Origin of the sequence: Frondihabitans cladoniiphilus (assembly GCF_039544345.1) — a bacterium.
GTDB classification, from domain to species: Bacteria; Actinomycetota; Actinomycetes; order Actinomycetales; family Microbacteriaceae; genus Frondihabitans; species Frondihabitans cladoniiphilus.
In genome coordinates this window covers 163,671-178,174 of the sequence record NZ_BAABLM010000004.1, presented here as the reverse complement: position 1 = coordinate 178,174, position 14,504 = coordinate 163,671, and the positions used below count along the sequence as shown (strand labels likewise).

The window sequence follows — 14,504 nt, the reverse complement described above, 5'->3', positions numbered from 1 at the left end:
CGTGCCTCAGGGTGTTTCACCTTCGACTCAGGTCGGCCCCGTATGGTCGGTCGGCCCCCTCGAGGTGGGCCTCTCTGGAGGAGGACGATGGACCGCACACGACGCCAGGACGCCGCGCCGGCCGCAGAATCGGCCTCGCGCATCCTCGTCGTCGACGATGATCCGAACATCGTTCTCGGTCTCCGAACTGCCCTCGAAGCCGACGGCTACGAGGTCGCCGTCGCCGACGACGGTCTGAACGCTCTCTCCGCCGTCGCCTCGGCGAGCATCGATGCGATCGTTCTCGACGTCGGACTGCCCCGCCTCGACGGGCTGGCGGTGTGCCGATCGCTCCGCGGCCTTGGTCACAGAGTGCCGATCCTCCTGCTCACGGCACACGACCGACCTCGGGACCGGGTGAGCGGGCTCGATGCCGGGGCTGACGACTACCTCGGAAAACCGTTCGACCTCGACGAATTGCTGGCTCGGGTACGGGCGCTCGTCCGCCGGAATCGCCCACCCGATCGCGCGCGTCTGAGTCACGGTGAGTTGTGTCTCGACACGGAGCAGAGACTCCTCCTCTCCCCTCGGGACGCGATCGCTCTGACGCGGATCGAGACGGTCCTGCTGAAGCGGTTCTTCGAAGAACCGGGGCGGACCCATCCCCGAGCCTCGCTGGTCGAGGCCGTCTGGGGAGGTCAGGAAGGGCCGCGGTCGAACGCTCTCGAGGTCTACCTCAGTCAGCTCCGGTCCAAGCTCGCTCTCGCGGGTGCGGCGGGCCTCGTCGTGACCGTCCGGGGGCTCGGCTACCGGCTGGCCTCGTCGTGAGGCACCCTCGCGAGGGGAGCCTCAGAACACGACTCGCCGGCCTGTTGGCGGCCACGGTGGCGTCGGCCGTCCTTCTCATGGCCGGCATCGCCTACCTCGTCGTCGCGCGTCAGCTCGAGCGGGGTCAGGACGTCGCTCTACAGCGAGAAGCGACCCGGATTCAGAGGCTCGTCCAGGCCGGGTCGGAATTCCTCGCCTCTTCCTCGGATACGTGTCGCTATGCGAGCGAGCCGGCCTGTACTCGCCTGATCTCCGCCTCGGCGTCCCCCGAGTCCGGTGACGCGCCGTTGCGGGTGAAGTCGGAGGCCGTCGAGGTCGCTCGGGGGCGGCTCGCGGTCGCCTTCTTCACGGTTAGGGCGCCGGGACGTTCCGTTCGGGTCGTCGTCATGCCGACGGTTCCGGGAGAGGCCGTGATGGTCGGCCTCCCGATCACGACGGTGGACATCACCCTCGACCGCATCCGCGCCGTGCTGGTCGTCTTGGGTGCCGTCGGCGTCCTTTCATCCGCCCTGATCGGCTACATCGTGGCCGGCGTCGGCCTCCGCCCCGTCCGAACCCTGGCCGCCGCGATCGATCGAGTCGCGCGCACGCGCGATCCCCGCGAAAGCGTGGCCGTGGAGCGAGACGACGAACTCGGACGACTTGCACGGTCGTTCTCGGCCATGCTGTCCGAATTGGCGGCCGCGAACGCTGCTCAACAGCAGTTGGTGGCAGATGCTTCGCACGAACTCCGCACGCCGTTGACGAGCCTTCGGACGAACTTCCAACTTCTGGAGCGGCCGGATGCCCTCGCCGCAGCCACCCGAATCGAGCTCGTCCGTGCCGTCGACGACGAGCTCCGTGCCCTGCAATCTCTGGTCGGCGACCTGATCGATCTGGCGCACGGCGACGAGCTCGACGGCGATCGCGTCGAGGTCGACCTCGACGTTCTTCTGGAGGCAGCTGTCGCGACGGCCGGTCGCCACTGGGCTCGAGCCGCATTCCTGCTCCGTGGAGCGCCGGCGGACGGGGCCGCACTCGTCGTCTCCGGCGACCCCGAGCGCCTCGAGCGTCTCGTCAGCGTGCTGCTCGACAACGCCGGCAAGTACAGCCCCGACGGCGGCGATGTCGAGGTTCAGGCCTTGGCGACGGACACGGGGATCCGGCTCGTCGTGGCCGATCGCGGGGTCGGGATCCCTGTCGCCGACCTCCCGTACGTCTTCGACAGGTTCTTCCGGTCGCCGTCCGCGCGAAGCCTCCCCGGTTCGGGTCTGGGGCTCGCGATCGCCGATCAGATCGTCCGAGCCCATGGCGGCTCGATCAGAGCGGCGGCACGTCCCGGTGGTGGCACGATCGTGACCGTCGACCTCCCCGGCGCTTAACCCTGGCCTCATCCTCGCCCGGCAGTGTCGGCATATGGAAGAAAGTCATTCCCGCCGCCCCCTCCGCGTCGTCATCGGCGCCGGGGGCACCGGCGGCCACATCTATCCCGGTCTGGCGACGGCCGATGCGATCAGGATGCTCGTCCCGGACGCCGTCGTCAGCTTCTCGGGCACGGCACGAGGCCTGGAGACGATCCTCGTCCCGCGAGGCGGCTACCCGCTCGACACCGTGCCCATGCGCCCGTTCGTCCGCAGCCGGGGGGCGTCACGCGGGGCGTTTCCCTGGCACCTGGGCCGGAGCATCCTCGTGGCTCGTCGGCATTTGACGAGGGATTCGGTCGACGTCGTGATCGGCATGGGCGGATATCCGAGCATCCCCGTCGTCCTCGCGGCCCGCTCCCTCGGGCTGCCCTGCCTCGTCCACGAATCCAACGCGGTTCCGGGTCGGGCCAATGCGCTGGCAGCCCGGTTCGTAGCCCACGTCGCGACGGGTTTCCCCACGGAATCGAGTCGGTGGTGTCGAGCCTGCGAAGTCAGGCACGTCGGTGTGCCTCTCGATCGGTCCATCGAGGGAGCGGACGTCGATCGGGCGCGTGCCCGCGAGCACTTCGGTATGTCCGACGGACAGCGGCTGGTCGTGGTGAGCGGCGGTAGCCAGGGGGCGGCGAGTCTCGACGAGGCGGCGGTGCAGCTCGCCTTCCTCTGGAAGGACCGAAACGACGTCCGTCTTCTCGTGAAGACGAGATCGGGTGGCTCTGCCGCAGTCGTCGACCGACTGGAACGCGAGGGCGGGGAGCGGATCGCCACGGCCGTCGAATTCATCGATCGGATGGACTTCGCCTATGCGGCTGCCGACGCCGTCGTGGTCCGAGCCGGTTCCGCGACGGTGGCGGAACTGCAGCAGTCGGGCACGCCGGCCGTGCTGGTTCCTTACCCCCATGCGCCGGGCGACCATCAGACCTGGAATGCCCGTCTCCTCACCGATGCCGGCCAGGGCGTCCTGATCCCCGATCACGAACTCTCGGCCGAACGCCTCGCCGCCTCCCTGGACCGCCTCTTCGCGTCGTCCCGCACGCCCCCGCCGTCGAACTCGCCCCATACCGGAGCAGCCGAGCGTTTGGCGCGCTGGGCAATCGACCTCGCCTCCGCACGTCGCGGAATCGTCCTGTCACGAAAGGAAACCCGATGACCGTGTCGGCCCCCCACTTCATCGACCACTATTCCGGCTCGACCGTCCTGCTCACCGGAGCGGAGGGCTTCATCGGCTCGACTCTCGTCGACGAACTCCTGGCGGCGGGCGCGAGCGTCCGGGCACTCTGCCACTACAAGCCCTACGCCGAAGCCGGGTACCTGGCTCGCCACAGGGACAACCCTCGGGTGAGGATGCTCGTCGGCGACGTCCGGGACCCCCAGGTCGTCGATACCGCCGTCGACGGCGTCTCGACGGTGTTCCACCTCGCCGCCCTGGTCGGCATTCCCTACAGCTACGAGGCACCCGACTCCTACGTCCAGACGAACGTGGTGGGAACTCATCATGTGGCGGCAGCGTGTCGGAGGCATGGGGCGCGACTCGTCCACACGTCGACGTCAGAGGTATACGGCAGCGCGCGCAGCGTCCCTATCGGCGAGGATCACGTCCTCCAGCCGCAATCGCCCTACTCCGCCTCCAAGATCGCCGCAGACGCGCTGGCCCTGTCGTACTGGCACAGCTTCGAGACTCCGGTCGCCGTCTGTCGTCCGTTCAATACCTACGGCCCGCGGCAGTCGCCTCGCGCCGTGATCCCCGCCATCCTGACCCAGCTCCGGGCTGGAGCGGAGGAGATCCGACTGGGAGCGCTGACAACCACGCGCGACTTCACCTATTCGACGGACACCGCGCGGGGGTTCCTCGCTGTTGGAGCGTCCGACGCCGCCCTGGGTCGGGCCGTGAATCTGGGCACAGGACGCGAGATCGCCATCGGGCCACTCGCTGAGAAGCTCATCGAAATGACGGGAAGCGATGCGCGAATCGTCGTCGACGAGACCCGGCTCCGGCCCGAGGGCAGCGAGGTCGACCGCCTTCTGTCGGACAACCGCCTGGCGCAGAGGATCGCAGGGTGGCAGCCCGAGGTGGGACTCGAGGAAGGGCTCGAGCGCACCTGGCGCTGGATCCTGTCGAAGCCTCCGACAGCATCGGCCTACGCGGTCTGAAGGGACCGCCGAGGCGTGTCATGGAGCGGGCTCGCAGGAAGGGACTGTCGGAGGCCGGGAGTAGACACGTCTCATGACTTCCTCGAGCCCCGACCTCTCGCACCTCGAACTCGTTCCGCTGGCCGGCAGCGAGCGTCCGCCCGCCCCGGGGGCGGCGCCCGCTGCCGAGCCCCTCGCGCAGCACGCCGACGTCTCGGCGACCCTGGTGCTCCGTCGCCAGAACGCCGTCGACCCGGCCGTCCTCCGGGGCGGTGCCGTCGATCGCGAGGCCTATCTCCGCGATCACGGCGCCTCGCAGGCCGATCTCGACCTGGTCACCGCCACGCTCGAAGGCTTGGGCCTGACCGTCGACGAGGCGGACGCCCCGTCGCGGCGCGTCCGGGTCACCGGCCCGATGAGTACCGTCTCCGCAATCTTCGGCACGTCGCTCGAGTCCGTGACGAGCGAGGCTCCACTCGTGGGCGAGCACGGCGGCGAGGAGGCGGCGGAGGCACCGCGGGTGCAGCACCGTCAGCGATCGGGCGGGCTGAGCATCCCCCGCTCTCTCGACGGAGTCGTCACGGCCGTGCTCGGCCTCGACGACCGGCCCCAGGCGCGGGCCCAGTTCCGGATCGCGCCCGCGGCTGCGTCGACGTCGGTCAGGTACACCCCGGTGCAGCTCGGCGAGATCTACGCGTTCCCGGCCGGCACCGACGGCTCGGGGCAGACGGTCGCGATCGTCGAGTTGGGCGGCGGCTTCGGCCAGTCCGATCTCGACGCCTACTTCGGCGGCCTCGGCGTCGGCTCGCCGAAGGTCACGGCCGTCGGGGTCGACGGGGCGAAGAACGCCCCGGGGCAAGACCCTTCGGGAGCCGACGGCGAGGTCCTCCTCGACATCGAGGTCGTCGGGGCGCTCAGCCCGAAGGCGTCGATCGTCGTCTACTTCGCTCCCAACACCGACGCCGGGTTCGTCGACGCCGTCGCGACGGCGGCCCACGCGACGCCGACACCCGCCTCGATCAGCATCAGCTGGGGTCAGAGCGAAGACCAGTGGACGGCACAGGCGCGCCAGGCTTTCGACGAGGCCCTGGTCGACGCGGCGGCCCTCGGCGTCACCGTCACTGCGGCGGCCGGCGACAACGGCAGCTCCGACGGGGCGACCGACGGCAAGAGCCACGTCGACTTCCCCGCGTCGAGCCCGAACGTCCTCGCCTGCGGAGGCACCAGCCTGCAGGCGTCGTCCGGCACGATCGGCTCCGAGACCGTCTGGAACAACGGTTCCGGCCGCGGCGCGACGGGCGGCGGTGTGAGCGACGCCTTCGCCCTGCCGAGCTACCAGACCGGCGTCGGCGTGCCGGCCGCCCCCGCGGCGGGTGGCGGCCGCGGAGTCCCCGACGTGGCAGGCAACGCCGACCCGGCCACCGGGTACGAGGTGCTGGTCGACGGCCAGCGCACGGTCATCGGCGGCACCAGCGCCGTCGCTCCGCTCTGGGCGGCCCTCGTGGCTCGACTCGTGCAGGCCACGGGCTCGCCTCTCGGCCTGGCCCAGCCGAAGCTCTACGCGGCCGCGACGAGCTTCCACGACATCACGAAGGGCACCAACGGCAGCTACTCGGCCGGCCCCGGGTGGGACGCCTGCACAGGTCTCGGGTCGCCGAACGGCGAAGCCCTTCTGACCGCCCTCCGGGCCTCGGCGGCACCCGAGGCCTAGCATCCGTGGCATGACCTCCTCCCAGAACTCGAGCCTCGTCATCCTCGGGGCCAGCGGCGACCTGGCCTCCCGTCTCCTGATGCCCGGCCTCGGCGGCCTCCTCACCCACGAGCCGTCGAGGCGGGTCCAGTTGATCGGCGCCGGCGTCGAGACTTACACCGACGCCGAATGGAAGGCGCGGGTCAAGGCCTCCTTCGACAGCGAGAACGCGTCGGGTCCCGCCGTCGACGCGCTGCTCGAATCCACGGTCTACCTCACCGCCGACGTCACGAGCCAGGCCGATCTGCAGGAGCTCCTCGACGCGAGCGACGAGGCCCCCGCTTTGTACTTCGCCCTGCCCCCGGCCGTGACGGAGAAGGCCTGCGAGGTGCTGGCGACGATGGACCTCCCCGCCGGTCTCGCGCTCGCTCTGGAGAAGCCGTTCGGCACCGACGAGAAGTCGGCCGAGGCCCTCAACGAGCTCCTCCTGCGGGTCGTGCCCGAGAAACAGATCCATCGGGTCGACCACTTCCTCGGTCGCGCCACCGTGCTCAACCTGCTCGGGCTGCGCTTCGCCAACCGGCTCATCGAACCCATGCTGTCGAACCGCGACGTCGAGAACATCGAGATCGTCTACGACGAGCAGTTGGGTCTCGAGAACCGCGCCCGCTACTACGACCACGCGGGCGCCCTGGTCGACATGATCCAGAGCCACCTGCTTCAGGTCATGGCGGTCCTCGTCATGGAGGCGCCGGCAACGCTGGCCGCCGTCGACGTCCGCGACCAGAAGCAGCTCGCCCTCCGAGCCACCCGCCTCTGGAAGGACGACCCGAAGACGAGTCGCCGGGCCCGCTACACCGCGGGCACCATCGACGGCCGGTCGCTTCCGGCCTACGTCGACGAAGAGGGCGTCGATCCGTCGCACGAGACCGAGACCCTGGCCGAGGTCGTCGTCGAGGTGCGCAACATGCGCTGGGCCGGCGTCCCCATCATGCTGCGGTCGGGCAAAGCCCTGGCCTCCCACCGGCGCGAGATCATCGTGACCTTCAAGGCGCCGAGTCACGTCCCTCCCGAGTTCCACACCCTCAAGGCCCCCGACCGGCTCCGCATCTGCATCGCCCCCGACGAGATGTCGCTCGAGATCAACGTGAACGGGCCGGGCGACCCCTACGTCATCGACCGTGCCGAGCTGAAGGCCGAGTTCAATCCCGGCGACCTGGAGGCCTACGGCGAAGTGCTGCAGGGCATCCTCGACGGCGATTCCGCCCTGTCGGTGCGCGGCGACTCGGCGGTCGAGGGCTGGCGGATCGTGGCTCCCGTGCTCGCGGCGTGGAAGTCCGGCGAGGTCTCCCTCGACGACTACCCGGCCGGCAGCGACGGGCCGGGGTCGTGGCCGTCGGGGCTCGCCGAGTCGGCTCCGGCGGAGTAGCGTCCTCACCTGCCGTTGCCGCATCGGTCGTCGCAGTCCACGGCCTCCCGTGGACTCCAGAACACGCCGCTCAGCTTTCGTCAGGCACGCCGTTCCTGGAGTCGCCGCCGAACTCGACGCGGCGCGGCTCCAGAAGATGCGGGTCGAGCCGAACATGAGCGGCGTGTTCTGGAGTCGGCCGTGCCCGCGCCGGTCAGGAGGCGTCGGGCGCGTCCCCACCAGCACCGGCACCAGCGCCGGCGGCGGCCGGCTCGGGCACGATCCAGAGCCCCGAGCCGCTGTTGGCGAGCTCGGTCAGCTGAGCGACCCAGGAGCGGTTGACCGACGGCGTGCGGCTGCCGGCGAAGCGGAACGCCAGGTCGCAGTCGGGGTGGATCCAGACGCTCACGCGCCCCTCGGCGCCCGACATGTCCTCGCGCCACGAGAACACGAAGGATTCGCGGCGACGGAGCTTGGAGACGATCACGATCTGGAGGTGGGCGAGGGTCCTGTCGTCGAGATGGACCTCGAGCGGCACGGAGCCGTAGACGAAGGTGCCGATGGTGCTGCTTCCCCTCCATGACGCGGATCTGACCTCGTGAGGATACGGGGCCGAGCGAGTCGCCGTAGCCCCCTTGACTGGGCCCAGCGCGCGCTGGTAGTGCGCAGCTGCCGAGCCCGGGCCATGCCGGGGGTCGGGCCCGGGCATCCCCCGGCTCGCCCTCGAGACATGCGACGATCGTGGGATGCACGCCTCGACTCGTCCGACAGCCCTCGTCACCGGTGCCACCCGTGGAATCGGGCGCGCCATCGCCCTCGAGCTCGGCTCGACCCACCACGTGATCCTCGGTGGTCGGAGCGCCGCCGCCCTCGACGAACTGGCGGCCCAGCTGCCGTCGGCCGAGACCTGGGTGGCCGACCTCGAGCACGACGACGACCTCGGTTCGTTCGCCGCCGGGCTCGATCGGCTCGACGTCCTGGTGCACTCGGCCGGAGTGCTCGGCGGCACGACGGTGGAGAAGACCGACCGGGCCGAGTGGCGCCGGGTGCTCGAGATCAACGTCGTGGCGGTGGCTGAGGTGACGCGGTTGGCGCTGCCCGCGCTCCGGCGGGCCGAGGGCACGGTGATCCTGATCAACAGCGGCTCGGGATTCACGAGTTCGGCAGCGGGCGGCCTCTACGCCGCGAGCAAGTTCGCGCTGCGAGCGCTCGCGGACGGCCTGCGGGAGGAGGAGCGGGCGAACGGGGTGCGGGTTAGTTCCGTGCATCCCGGCCGCGTCGACACGGACATGCAGCACGAGCTCGTCGCCGCTCAGAACGGCACGTACGACGCCACGCAGTACCTCGGGGCGCAGGACATCGCCGACGCCGTCCGACTGGTCGTGGACCTGCCGCACACGGCGGTCGCGGAGTCGATCTCGGTGCGACCGCTGCGGCGCTGACGCTGGGGCGCTGACACTGCGGCGCTGACGCTGGGGCGTCTGGCCGCCTCGACGACGACGGCGGGGCCGCCCGCTCCGCGTCCGATCACGCGGGGGCAGGGATCGGACACGACGCCGAGCGGCTCCACCTGACATCGTTGTCGGTGAGGAAGGTACATCATCTCGATGGCATTCGCGCAATCGATTCCCAGGGGAGTAGCGTCCTCGTTCGGAACTCGCCTGTTGCGATATGCAACGGCGGATTCTGCGACCGACGTCGTTCGACACTGGAGAGATACGCGTGCTACTTCCCCCGACTTCCCTGGCAGCCGCCACCGACATCAGCATCAGGCTCAACCTGAGCTGGGTCGACTACCTGATGCTGATCGTCTACTTCGGGGTGGTGATCTCGATCGGGTTCATCGCCCGGAGCCGGGTCAAGACCTCGATGGACTTCTTCCTGTCGGGGCGTTCGATGCCCGCCTGGATCACCGGCCTGGCCTTCGTCTCCGCCAACCTGGGCGCGACCGAGATCCTCGGCATGGCCGCCAACGGCGCGCAGATCGGCGTCGCGACCCTCCACTACTATCTCGTCGGCGCCGTGCCCGCGATGGTGTTCCTCGGCCTCGTGATGATGCCCTTCTACTACGGGTCGAAGGTGCGGAGCATCCCTGAGTTCATGCTGCGCCGGTTCGGCAAGGCGCCGCACCTGGTGAACTCGCTGGCCTTCGCGATTTCGAACGTGCTGATCGCCGGCATCAACCTCTACGCCATGGCCATCGTCATCGAGGCGATGCTCGGCTGGCCCGAGTGGGTGGCCATCATCGTCTCCGCCGCCTTCGTGCTCGTCTACATCACCCTCGGCGGGCTCTCCAGCGCGATCTACAACGAGGTGATGCAGTTCTTCGTGATCATCGCCGGCCTCGTGCCGCTGACGATCGTCGGGCTCCACCGCGTCGGCGGCTGGGGTGGACTGAAGGACGCCTTCGCGAAGACCGGCTCGGTCAAGCACCTCTCGGCCTGGGCCGGAACCGCCATCGGAAACGTCTCGAACCCCATCGGCGCCAACTGGCTGGCCATCGTGCTGGGGCTCGGCTTCGTGCTGGGCTTCGGCTACTGGACCACGAACTTCACCGAGGTGCAGCGCGCCTTCTCGGCCAAGAACATGTCGGCCGCTCGCCGCACTCCGTTGGTCGCCGCGTTCCCGAAGCTGTTCATCCCGTTCATCGTCGTCGTGCCCGGCCTCATCGGTGCTGCGGTGCTCGGCAACCAGCTCGCCGCACAGGGGGATGCGACGCACCTCTCGTACAACGACGTCATCCCCAAGCTGATCCAGATGTACCTGCCCGAAGGTGTGCTCGGCGTCGCGGTCACCGGCCTCCTCGCCTCGTTCATGGCGGGCATGGCGGCCAACGTCTCGAGCTTCAACACCGTGTTCACCTACGACATCTGGCAGCGCTACATCAAGCCGAAGATGAGCGACGCGCACTACCTCCGCGTCGGGCGCTACGTCACGATCGTCGGCGTGCTGATCGGCATCGCGACGGCCTTCATCGCGGCCGGCGCGGGCAACATCATGACCTACATGCAGACGCTGTTCTCGTTCTTCAACGCTCCGCTCTTCGCCGTGTTCATCCTCGGCCTCCTCTGGAAGCGGATGACTCCGACGGCCGCCCTCTGGTCCTACCTCGCCGGCATCGCGGCGCCGACGGTGGTCTGGGTCTCGTATCTCAACAACCCGAAGCTCTTCGCGACGGGAACGGCCGAGACCCTCTACGGCGCGATCATCTCCTTCGTCACGGTGATCGTGGTCGGGGTGATCATCTCGACCTTCACCAAACCGAAGGACGTCTCGCAACTCAAGGGGCTCGTCTACGGCGTGGGCAAGATCGACATGTCGATGGATGCAGTGGCCTCCGACACGGCCTGGTATAGGTCGCCCGCGCTCCTCGGCACGGTCGCGCTCATCCTCTGCGTCGTCCTCTACCTTCCGTTCCTCTAGCCGCGTCATCGCGCGGCGTCATCACGGTGCGTCATCGCGCTGCGTGATCACGCTGCGTCATCGAGAAAGGCCTGTCCATGGCTGACACCACTCCTTCCAGCACCCCCGGGGCGATGACCGACGCCGAGCGCCGAGCCCTCGTCGCCTCCACCCGGCGGTTCGACCTGCGCCGTCTCCTCGGCGGACTCTTCCTGCTCTACGGAATCATCTGCACGATCCTCGGCGTCGTCCACAACGCGTCCGACATGAAGCAGACCGGCGGCATCGCGATCAACCTCTGGGCCGGCATCGGCATGATCGTGCTCGCTCTGCTCTTCTTCCTCTGGGACCGCCTCGCGCCCGTCCCGGAAGAGGACATCATCGGCAGCGCGGAGCAGGTCGAGTACGAGAAGGCCGTCGGCGAGGCGCGCGAGGTCGGCTGAGCCGTCCGAGGTCGTGCGGCGCGTGCATCCCCCGTCGCTGCCTGGCCCCGCGTTCCGGTCGCGCGGGCCTGCACCCTCGTCGCGCGGGCCTGCACCCTCGTTGCGCGGGGCAGCAGCCCTATCCCGCGGACACGCACCCTCGGGGGCTCGCGCGACCCCTCGTCGACCGGGGGTCGCGGCGTGTCGCGGGGGTGCGCGTCGTCTCGCCGTCCGCGCGAGGGGCCGCAACTCCAGAACACGCCGCTCACCTTCGAACATGAGCGGCGTGTTCTGGAGTCGGGCGCGTCGGCGAGGTGGGCGGGGCGCGGGCGACTCCAGAAGGTGCGTCCGCGCGCGAACATGAGCGGCGTGTTCTGGAGTCGGCGAGCACCCGAACGAGCCGCACCCCCGCAAACGCACCCCCGCAACCGCACCCCCGCAGCCGCACCGACACGAACGCGCCGCCGCAACCGCACCGGCACGAATGCGCCGCCGCACCCACGCACCCGAACCACCGAGAGCGCGGGCGGGGGATGCCCCTCCCTCCCGCCCGCGTCAGCTCACGTGCACGTCGGGCCGCCGCTTGCGACTGGGCTCGGCCCGCCGCAGCACCTCGCGGGTGACCGGCGCGATCTCGCCCTTCCCCGTGACCAGGAACTTGAACATGTTCGAGATCGGGTTGCCCTCGGTCCACTCGAAGTAGATGTCGGGCTTGACCCCGGTCACGTCGCGGATCTCGAGCAGGAGCGTCGCCAGCGTGTTCGGGATGTTGCCGCTGTTCACCCGCAGCACCCGGTACCCGTGCACGAGCTCGCCCCGCACCTCGAGGTCCTCCTCGAAGTTCGACGAGTCCGCCGGCCACACCTCGACGAAGATGACCGGCGTGCGCTGCGGGATCCCGTTGTACCGACGCTCGTCGGCCGCCTTCTGCTTGTACTCGTGCGCGCTGCCGTCGTCGGGCTCGTTCGACACGAGCACGATCTTGCCGCTCTCGTCGGCGTCCTCCGTCACGAAGGCCAGGGCCTGGGCGTCGAGCGACACGGAGGTGGCGCGGAGCTGGAAGGACCGGTGGATGCGCGACACGACGGCTGCGGCCAGGATCCCCACGATGAACAGCGCCGCGATCCGCACGCCTTCCGGGCGCTCGATGACGTTGAGCACGGTCGTGTACCCGAAGACGACGACCGCGACGCCGAACCCGATCGTGCGTTTGCGCTGCTGCTTGTGCAGCGCGGACAGGAAGACGGCCACGGTCGCCGAGGTGATCAACACCAGCACCCCGGTGGCGTAGGCGCCGCCCTGCGCGTCGACGTTCGCCTTGAACAGCAAGGTGATCAGGAAGGCGATGGCGGTGAAGACGAGCACGAGCGGACGCACGGCCGCGGCCCACATCGGCGCCATGCCGTAGCGCGGCAGATAGCGCGGCACGAGGTTGAGCAGCCCGGCCATGGCGGAGGCGCCGGCGAACCAGAGGATGCAGATGGTGGAGACGTCGTAGACGGTGCCGAAGCCGTTGCCGAGGTACTCGTGGGCCAGGAACGCGAGCGCACGGCCGTTGGCCTGGCCGCCCGCCTGGAACTCCTTCTGCGGGATCAGCAGCGTGGTCGCGATGCTCGAGGTGATGAGGAAGCAGCTCATCACGATGGCCGCGGTGGAGAGGAGGCGCTTGGTGCCGCGGATCCGACCGAGGGGCTTCTCCGGGGTGTCGCTCTCGTCGCCGGTGATCTGCGGCATGACCGCGACGCCGGTCTCGAACCCGGACAGCCCGAGCGCGAGCTTGGGGAAGACCAGCAGCGAGATGCCGACGATGATCAGCGGATTGCTGTGCTCGGTCGTGAGGGCCGACCACCAGTCGCCGACGAGTACCGGGTGCGCGGCCACCCGCACGAGCGCCACGACGATGACGACGGTGTTGAGCACAAGGTAGGCGCCGACGAGCACGACGGCGATCCCGATCGCCTCCTTGAAGCCGCGGAGGAAGACGACGGCGAGCAGGGCGATGAGGAACAGCGTGATCGGCACCTGCGCCCCGTGGAACCAGGCCGGGGCGAACGGGTTCTCGATGGCGTGCGCCGAGGCGTCGGCCGCCGACAGGGTGACCGTGATCATGAAGTCCGTCGCGGCGAATCCGAGCAGGATCAGCACGAAGAGCTTGCCGCCCCACCAGGGCAGCAGCCGCTCGAGCATCGCGATGGAGCCGGAGCCCTTGAAGCTCTCTCGGGCGACGCGGCGATAGACCGGAAGCGCTCCGAGCAGCGTGAGCAGCACGAGCACGATGGTGGCGAACGGCGAGAGCAGCCCGGCGGCCACCGCCGCGATGGCGGGTTGGTAGCCGAGGGTGGAGAAGTAGTCGACGCCGGTCAGGCACATCACCCGCCACCACGAGTGCGTCTTCTCGGTCGCCCGGGCGTGCGGACCGGGATGGCGACCGGCGTCGTCGGCGAGGTCGTTCAGCAGCCACGCGCGCAGGGTGCGACGGGGGGCTCTCGGTCGCTGGCCCTGCTCGAGAGCATCGGTGGCGCCGGTGCGGTCAGTGGTGGTCACGCGATCCTTCTCAGTCCGTCGTTCTCGCGGGGGCCACGCCGGTCGGAGAACCGTCGGCGGTGGGTGAAGTCGACCATACGCCGGAGGACCCTCGTCGATGGCTGTCGATCAGGTGGGTGTCCACGATCCCGACCGCCTCCATCAGCGCGTACATCGTCGTCGGCCCCACGAAGCGGAAGCCGCGGGCCTTCAGCGCCTTCGACAGAGCCAGAGAGTCGGGGGATGCGGTCGGCACCTCGGCGTACGTCCGCGGCTCGGGCGTCGCTGCGGGCTTGAACGACCAGACGAACGCAGCCAGACCGCCCTCGTCGCGCAGGGCCACGGTCGCACGGGCGTTGTCGATCGTCGCGTCGATCTTGAGGCGGTTGCGGACAATGCCGGCGTCGGCCATCAACCGCGCGCGATCGGCGTCGTCGAAGCGGGCCACGACATCCGGCTCGAAGTCGGCGAACGCCGTGCGGAACGCCTCGCGCTTGTTCAGGATGGTCGACCACGAGAGCCCGGACTGGAAGGCCTCGAGACTGATCCGCTCGAACAGGCCCCGCTCGTCGTGGACGGGCATGCCCCACTCGGTGTCGTAGTACAGCTGCATCGGCCCCGGCACGGCGGCCCAGAGCGGGCGGGCGAGACCGTCCGGCCCCACCACCAGGTCGGACGGGCTGGGCGAATCGTGATGATCGGTCGGCACCCGCTCACTCTAG

The 14,504-nt window shown here is 69.5% G+C and carries 12 protein-coding genes; 9 read left to right on the top strand and 3 right to left on the bottom strand.

Annotated features, from left to right (window positions below):
* Positions 1–87: 87 nt before the first annotated feature.
* The 6 genes from ABEA39_RS11795 (at position 88) to ABEA39_RS11770 (ending at position 7,456) form a co-directional block, all read left to right on the top strand.
* Entirely contained in the window at positions 88–807 is a 720-nt protein-coding gene (locus ABEA39_RS11795; RefSeq protein WP_345376072.1) for a response regulator transcription factor, read from the top strand.
* The gene (locus ABEA39_RS11790) at positions 804–2,168 is read left to right on the top strand and encodes a sensor histidine kinase (RefSeq protein ID WP_345376071.1); all 1,365 of its coding nucleotides are present in this window, start codon (positions 804–806) and stop codon (positions 2,166–2,168) included. Before ABEA39_RS11795 ends, ABEA39_RS11790 begins: the two co-directional genes overlap by 4 nt.
* 34 nt (positions 2,169–2,202) lie before the next feature.
* Positions 2,203–3,357, top strand: a complete 1,155-nt coding sequence (locus tag ABEA39_RS11785; protein WP_345376070.1) for a UDP-N-acetylglucosamine--N-acetylmuramyl-(pentapeptide) pyrophosphoryl-undecaprenol N-acetylglucosamine transferase — start codon at positions 2,203–2,205, stop codon at positions 3,355–3,357.
* Positions 3,354–4,358: an SDR family NAD(P)-dependent oxidoreductase gene (locus tag ABEA39_RS11780; protein ID WP_345376069.1), complete on the top strand. Its 1,005-nt coding sequence runs from the start codon at positions 3,354–3,356 to the stop codon at positions 4,356–4,358. Before ABEA39_RS11785 ends, ABEA39_RS11780 begins: the two co-directional genes overlap by 4 nt.
* A gap of 73 nt (positions 4,359–4,431) precedes the next feature.
* A complete protein-coding gene (locus tag ABEA39_RS11775) occupies positions 4,432–6,048 on the top strand; it encodes a S53 family peptidase (protein WP_345376068.1) in 1,617 nt (538 codons plus the stop codon).
* A 10-nt stretch (positions 6,049–6,058) separates the two neighbouring features.
* The gene (locus ABEA39_RS11770; protein ID WP_345376067.1) at positions 6,059–7,456 is read left to right on the top strand and encodes a glucose-6-phosphate dehydrogenase; all 1,398 of its coding nucleotides are present in this window, start codon (positions 6,059–6,061) and stop codon (positions 7,454–7,456) included.
* Between the two features lie 193 nt (positions 7,457–7,649).
* Here the strand turns inward: ABEA39_RS11770 and ABEA39_RS11765 are convergent, their stop codons facing one another.
* Positions 7,650–7,997, bottom strand: a complete 348-nt coding sequence (locus ABEA39_RS11765) for a DUF7882 family protein (protein ID WP_459076810.1) — start codon at positions 7,995–7,997, stop codon at positions 7,650–7,652.
* 184 nt (positions 7,998–8,181) lie between these two features.
* Here ABEA39_RS11765 and ABEA39_RS11760 point away from each other — a divergent pair, with 184 nt between their 5' ends.
* The 3 genes from ABEA39_RS11760 to ABEA39_RS11750 all read left to right on the top strand — a co-directional run bounded on the left by ABEA39_RS11760 (position 8,182) and on the right by ABEA39_RS11750 (position 11,280).
* Entirely contained in the window at positions 8,182–8,877 is a 696-nt protein-coding gene (locus ABEA39_RS11760) for an SDR family oxidoreductase (protein ID WP_345376065.1), read from the top strand.
* 280 nt (positions 8,878–9,157) lie between these two features.
* Positions 9,158–10,858 (top strand): sodium:solute symporter family protein, encoded by a 1,701-nt coding sequence (locus tag ABEA39_RS11755; RefSeq protein ID WP_345376064.1) that lies wholly within the window; start codon positions 9,158–9,160, stop codon positions 10,856–10,858.
* Positions 10,859–10,935: 77 nt separating this feature from the next.
* On the top strand, positions 10,936–11,280 hold the full coding sequence (locus tag ABEA39_RS11750) for a hypothetical protein (RefSeq protein WP_345376063.1): 345 nt from the start codon (positions 10,936–10,938) through the stop codon (positions 11,278–11,280).
* Between the two features lie 534 nt (positions 11,281–11,814).
* Here ABEA39_RS11750 and ABEA39_RS11745 read toward each other — a convergent pair.
* Positions 11,815–13,803 carry an APC family permease gene (locus ABEA39_RS11745; RefSeq protein WP_425556965.1) on the bottom strand — a complete coding sequence of 663 codons (1,989 nt, stop codon included), beginning with the start codon at positions 13,801–13,803 and terminating at the stop codon, positions 11,815–11,817.
* A gap of 10 nt (positions 13,804–13,813) precedes the next feature.
* Positions 13,814–14,491 carry a DNA-3-methyladenine glycosylase I gene (locus ABEA39_RS11740; protein ID WP_345376062.1) on the bottom strand — a complete coding sequence of 226 codons (678 nt, stop codon included), beginning with the start codon at positions 14,489–14,491 and terminating at the stop codon, positions 13,814–13,816.
* Positions 14,492–14,504 lie beyond the last annotated feature (13 nt).

Excerpts from the sequence above, each read along its gene's own strand:
- ABEA39_RS11780 (WP_345376069.1), top strand. The coding sequence starts at position 3,354 with ATGACCGTGTCGGCCCCCCACTTCATCGACCACTATTCCGGCTCGACC.
- ABEA39_RS11795 (WP_345376072.1), top strand. The coding sequence starts at position 88 with ATGGACCGCACACGACGCCAGGACGCCGCGCCGGCCGCAGAATCGGCC.
- ABEA39_RS11785 (WP_345376070.1), top strand. The coding sequence starts at position 2,203 with ATGGAAGAAAGTCATTCCCGCCGCCCCCTCCGCGTCGTCATCGGCGCC.
- ABEA39_RS11775 (WP_345376068.1), top strand. The coding sequence starts at position 4,432 with ATGACTTCCTCGAGCCCCGACCTCTCGCACCTCGAACTCGTTCCGCTG.
- ABEA39_RS11770 (WP_345376067.1), top strand. The coding sequence starts at position 6,059 with ATGACCTCCTCCCAGAACTCGAGCCTCGTCATCCTCGGGGCCAGCGGC.
- ABEA39_RS11750 (WP_345376063.1), top strand. The coding sequence starts at position 10,936 with ATGGCTGACACCACTCCTTCCAGCACCCCCGGGGCGATGACCGACGCC.
- ABEA39_RS11760 (WP_345376065.1), top strand. The coding sequence starts at position 8,182 with ATGCACGCCTCGACTCGTCCGACAGCCCTCGTCACCGGTGCCACCCGT.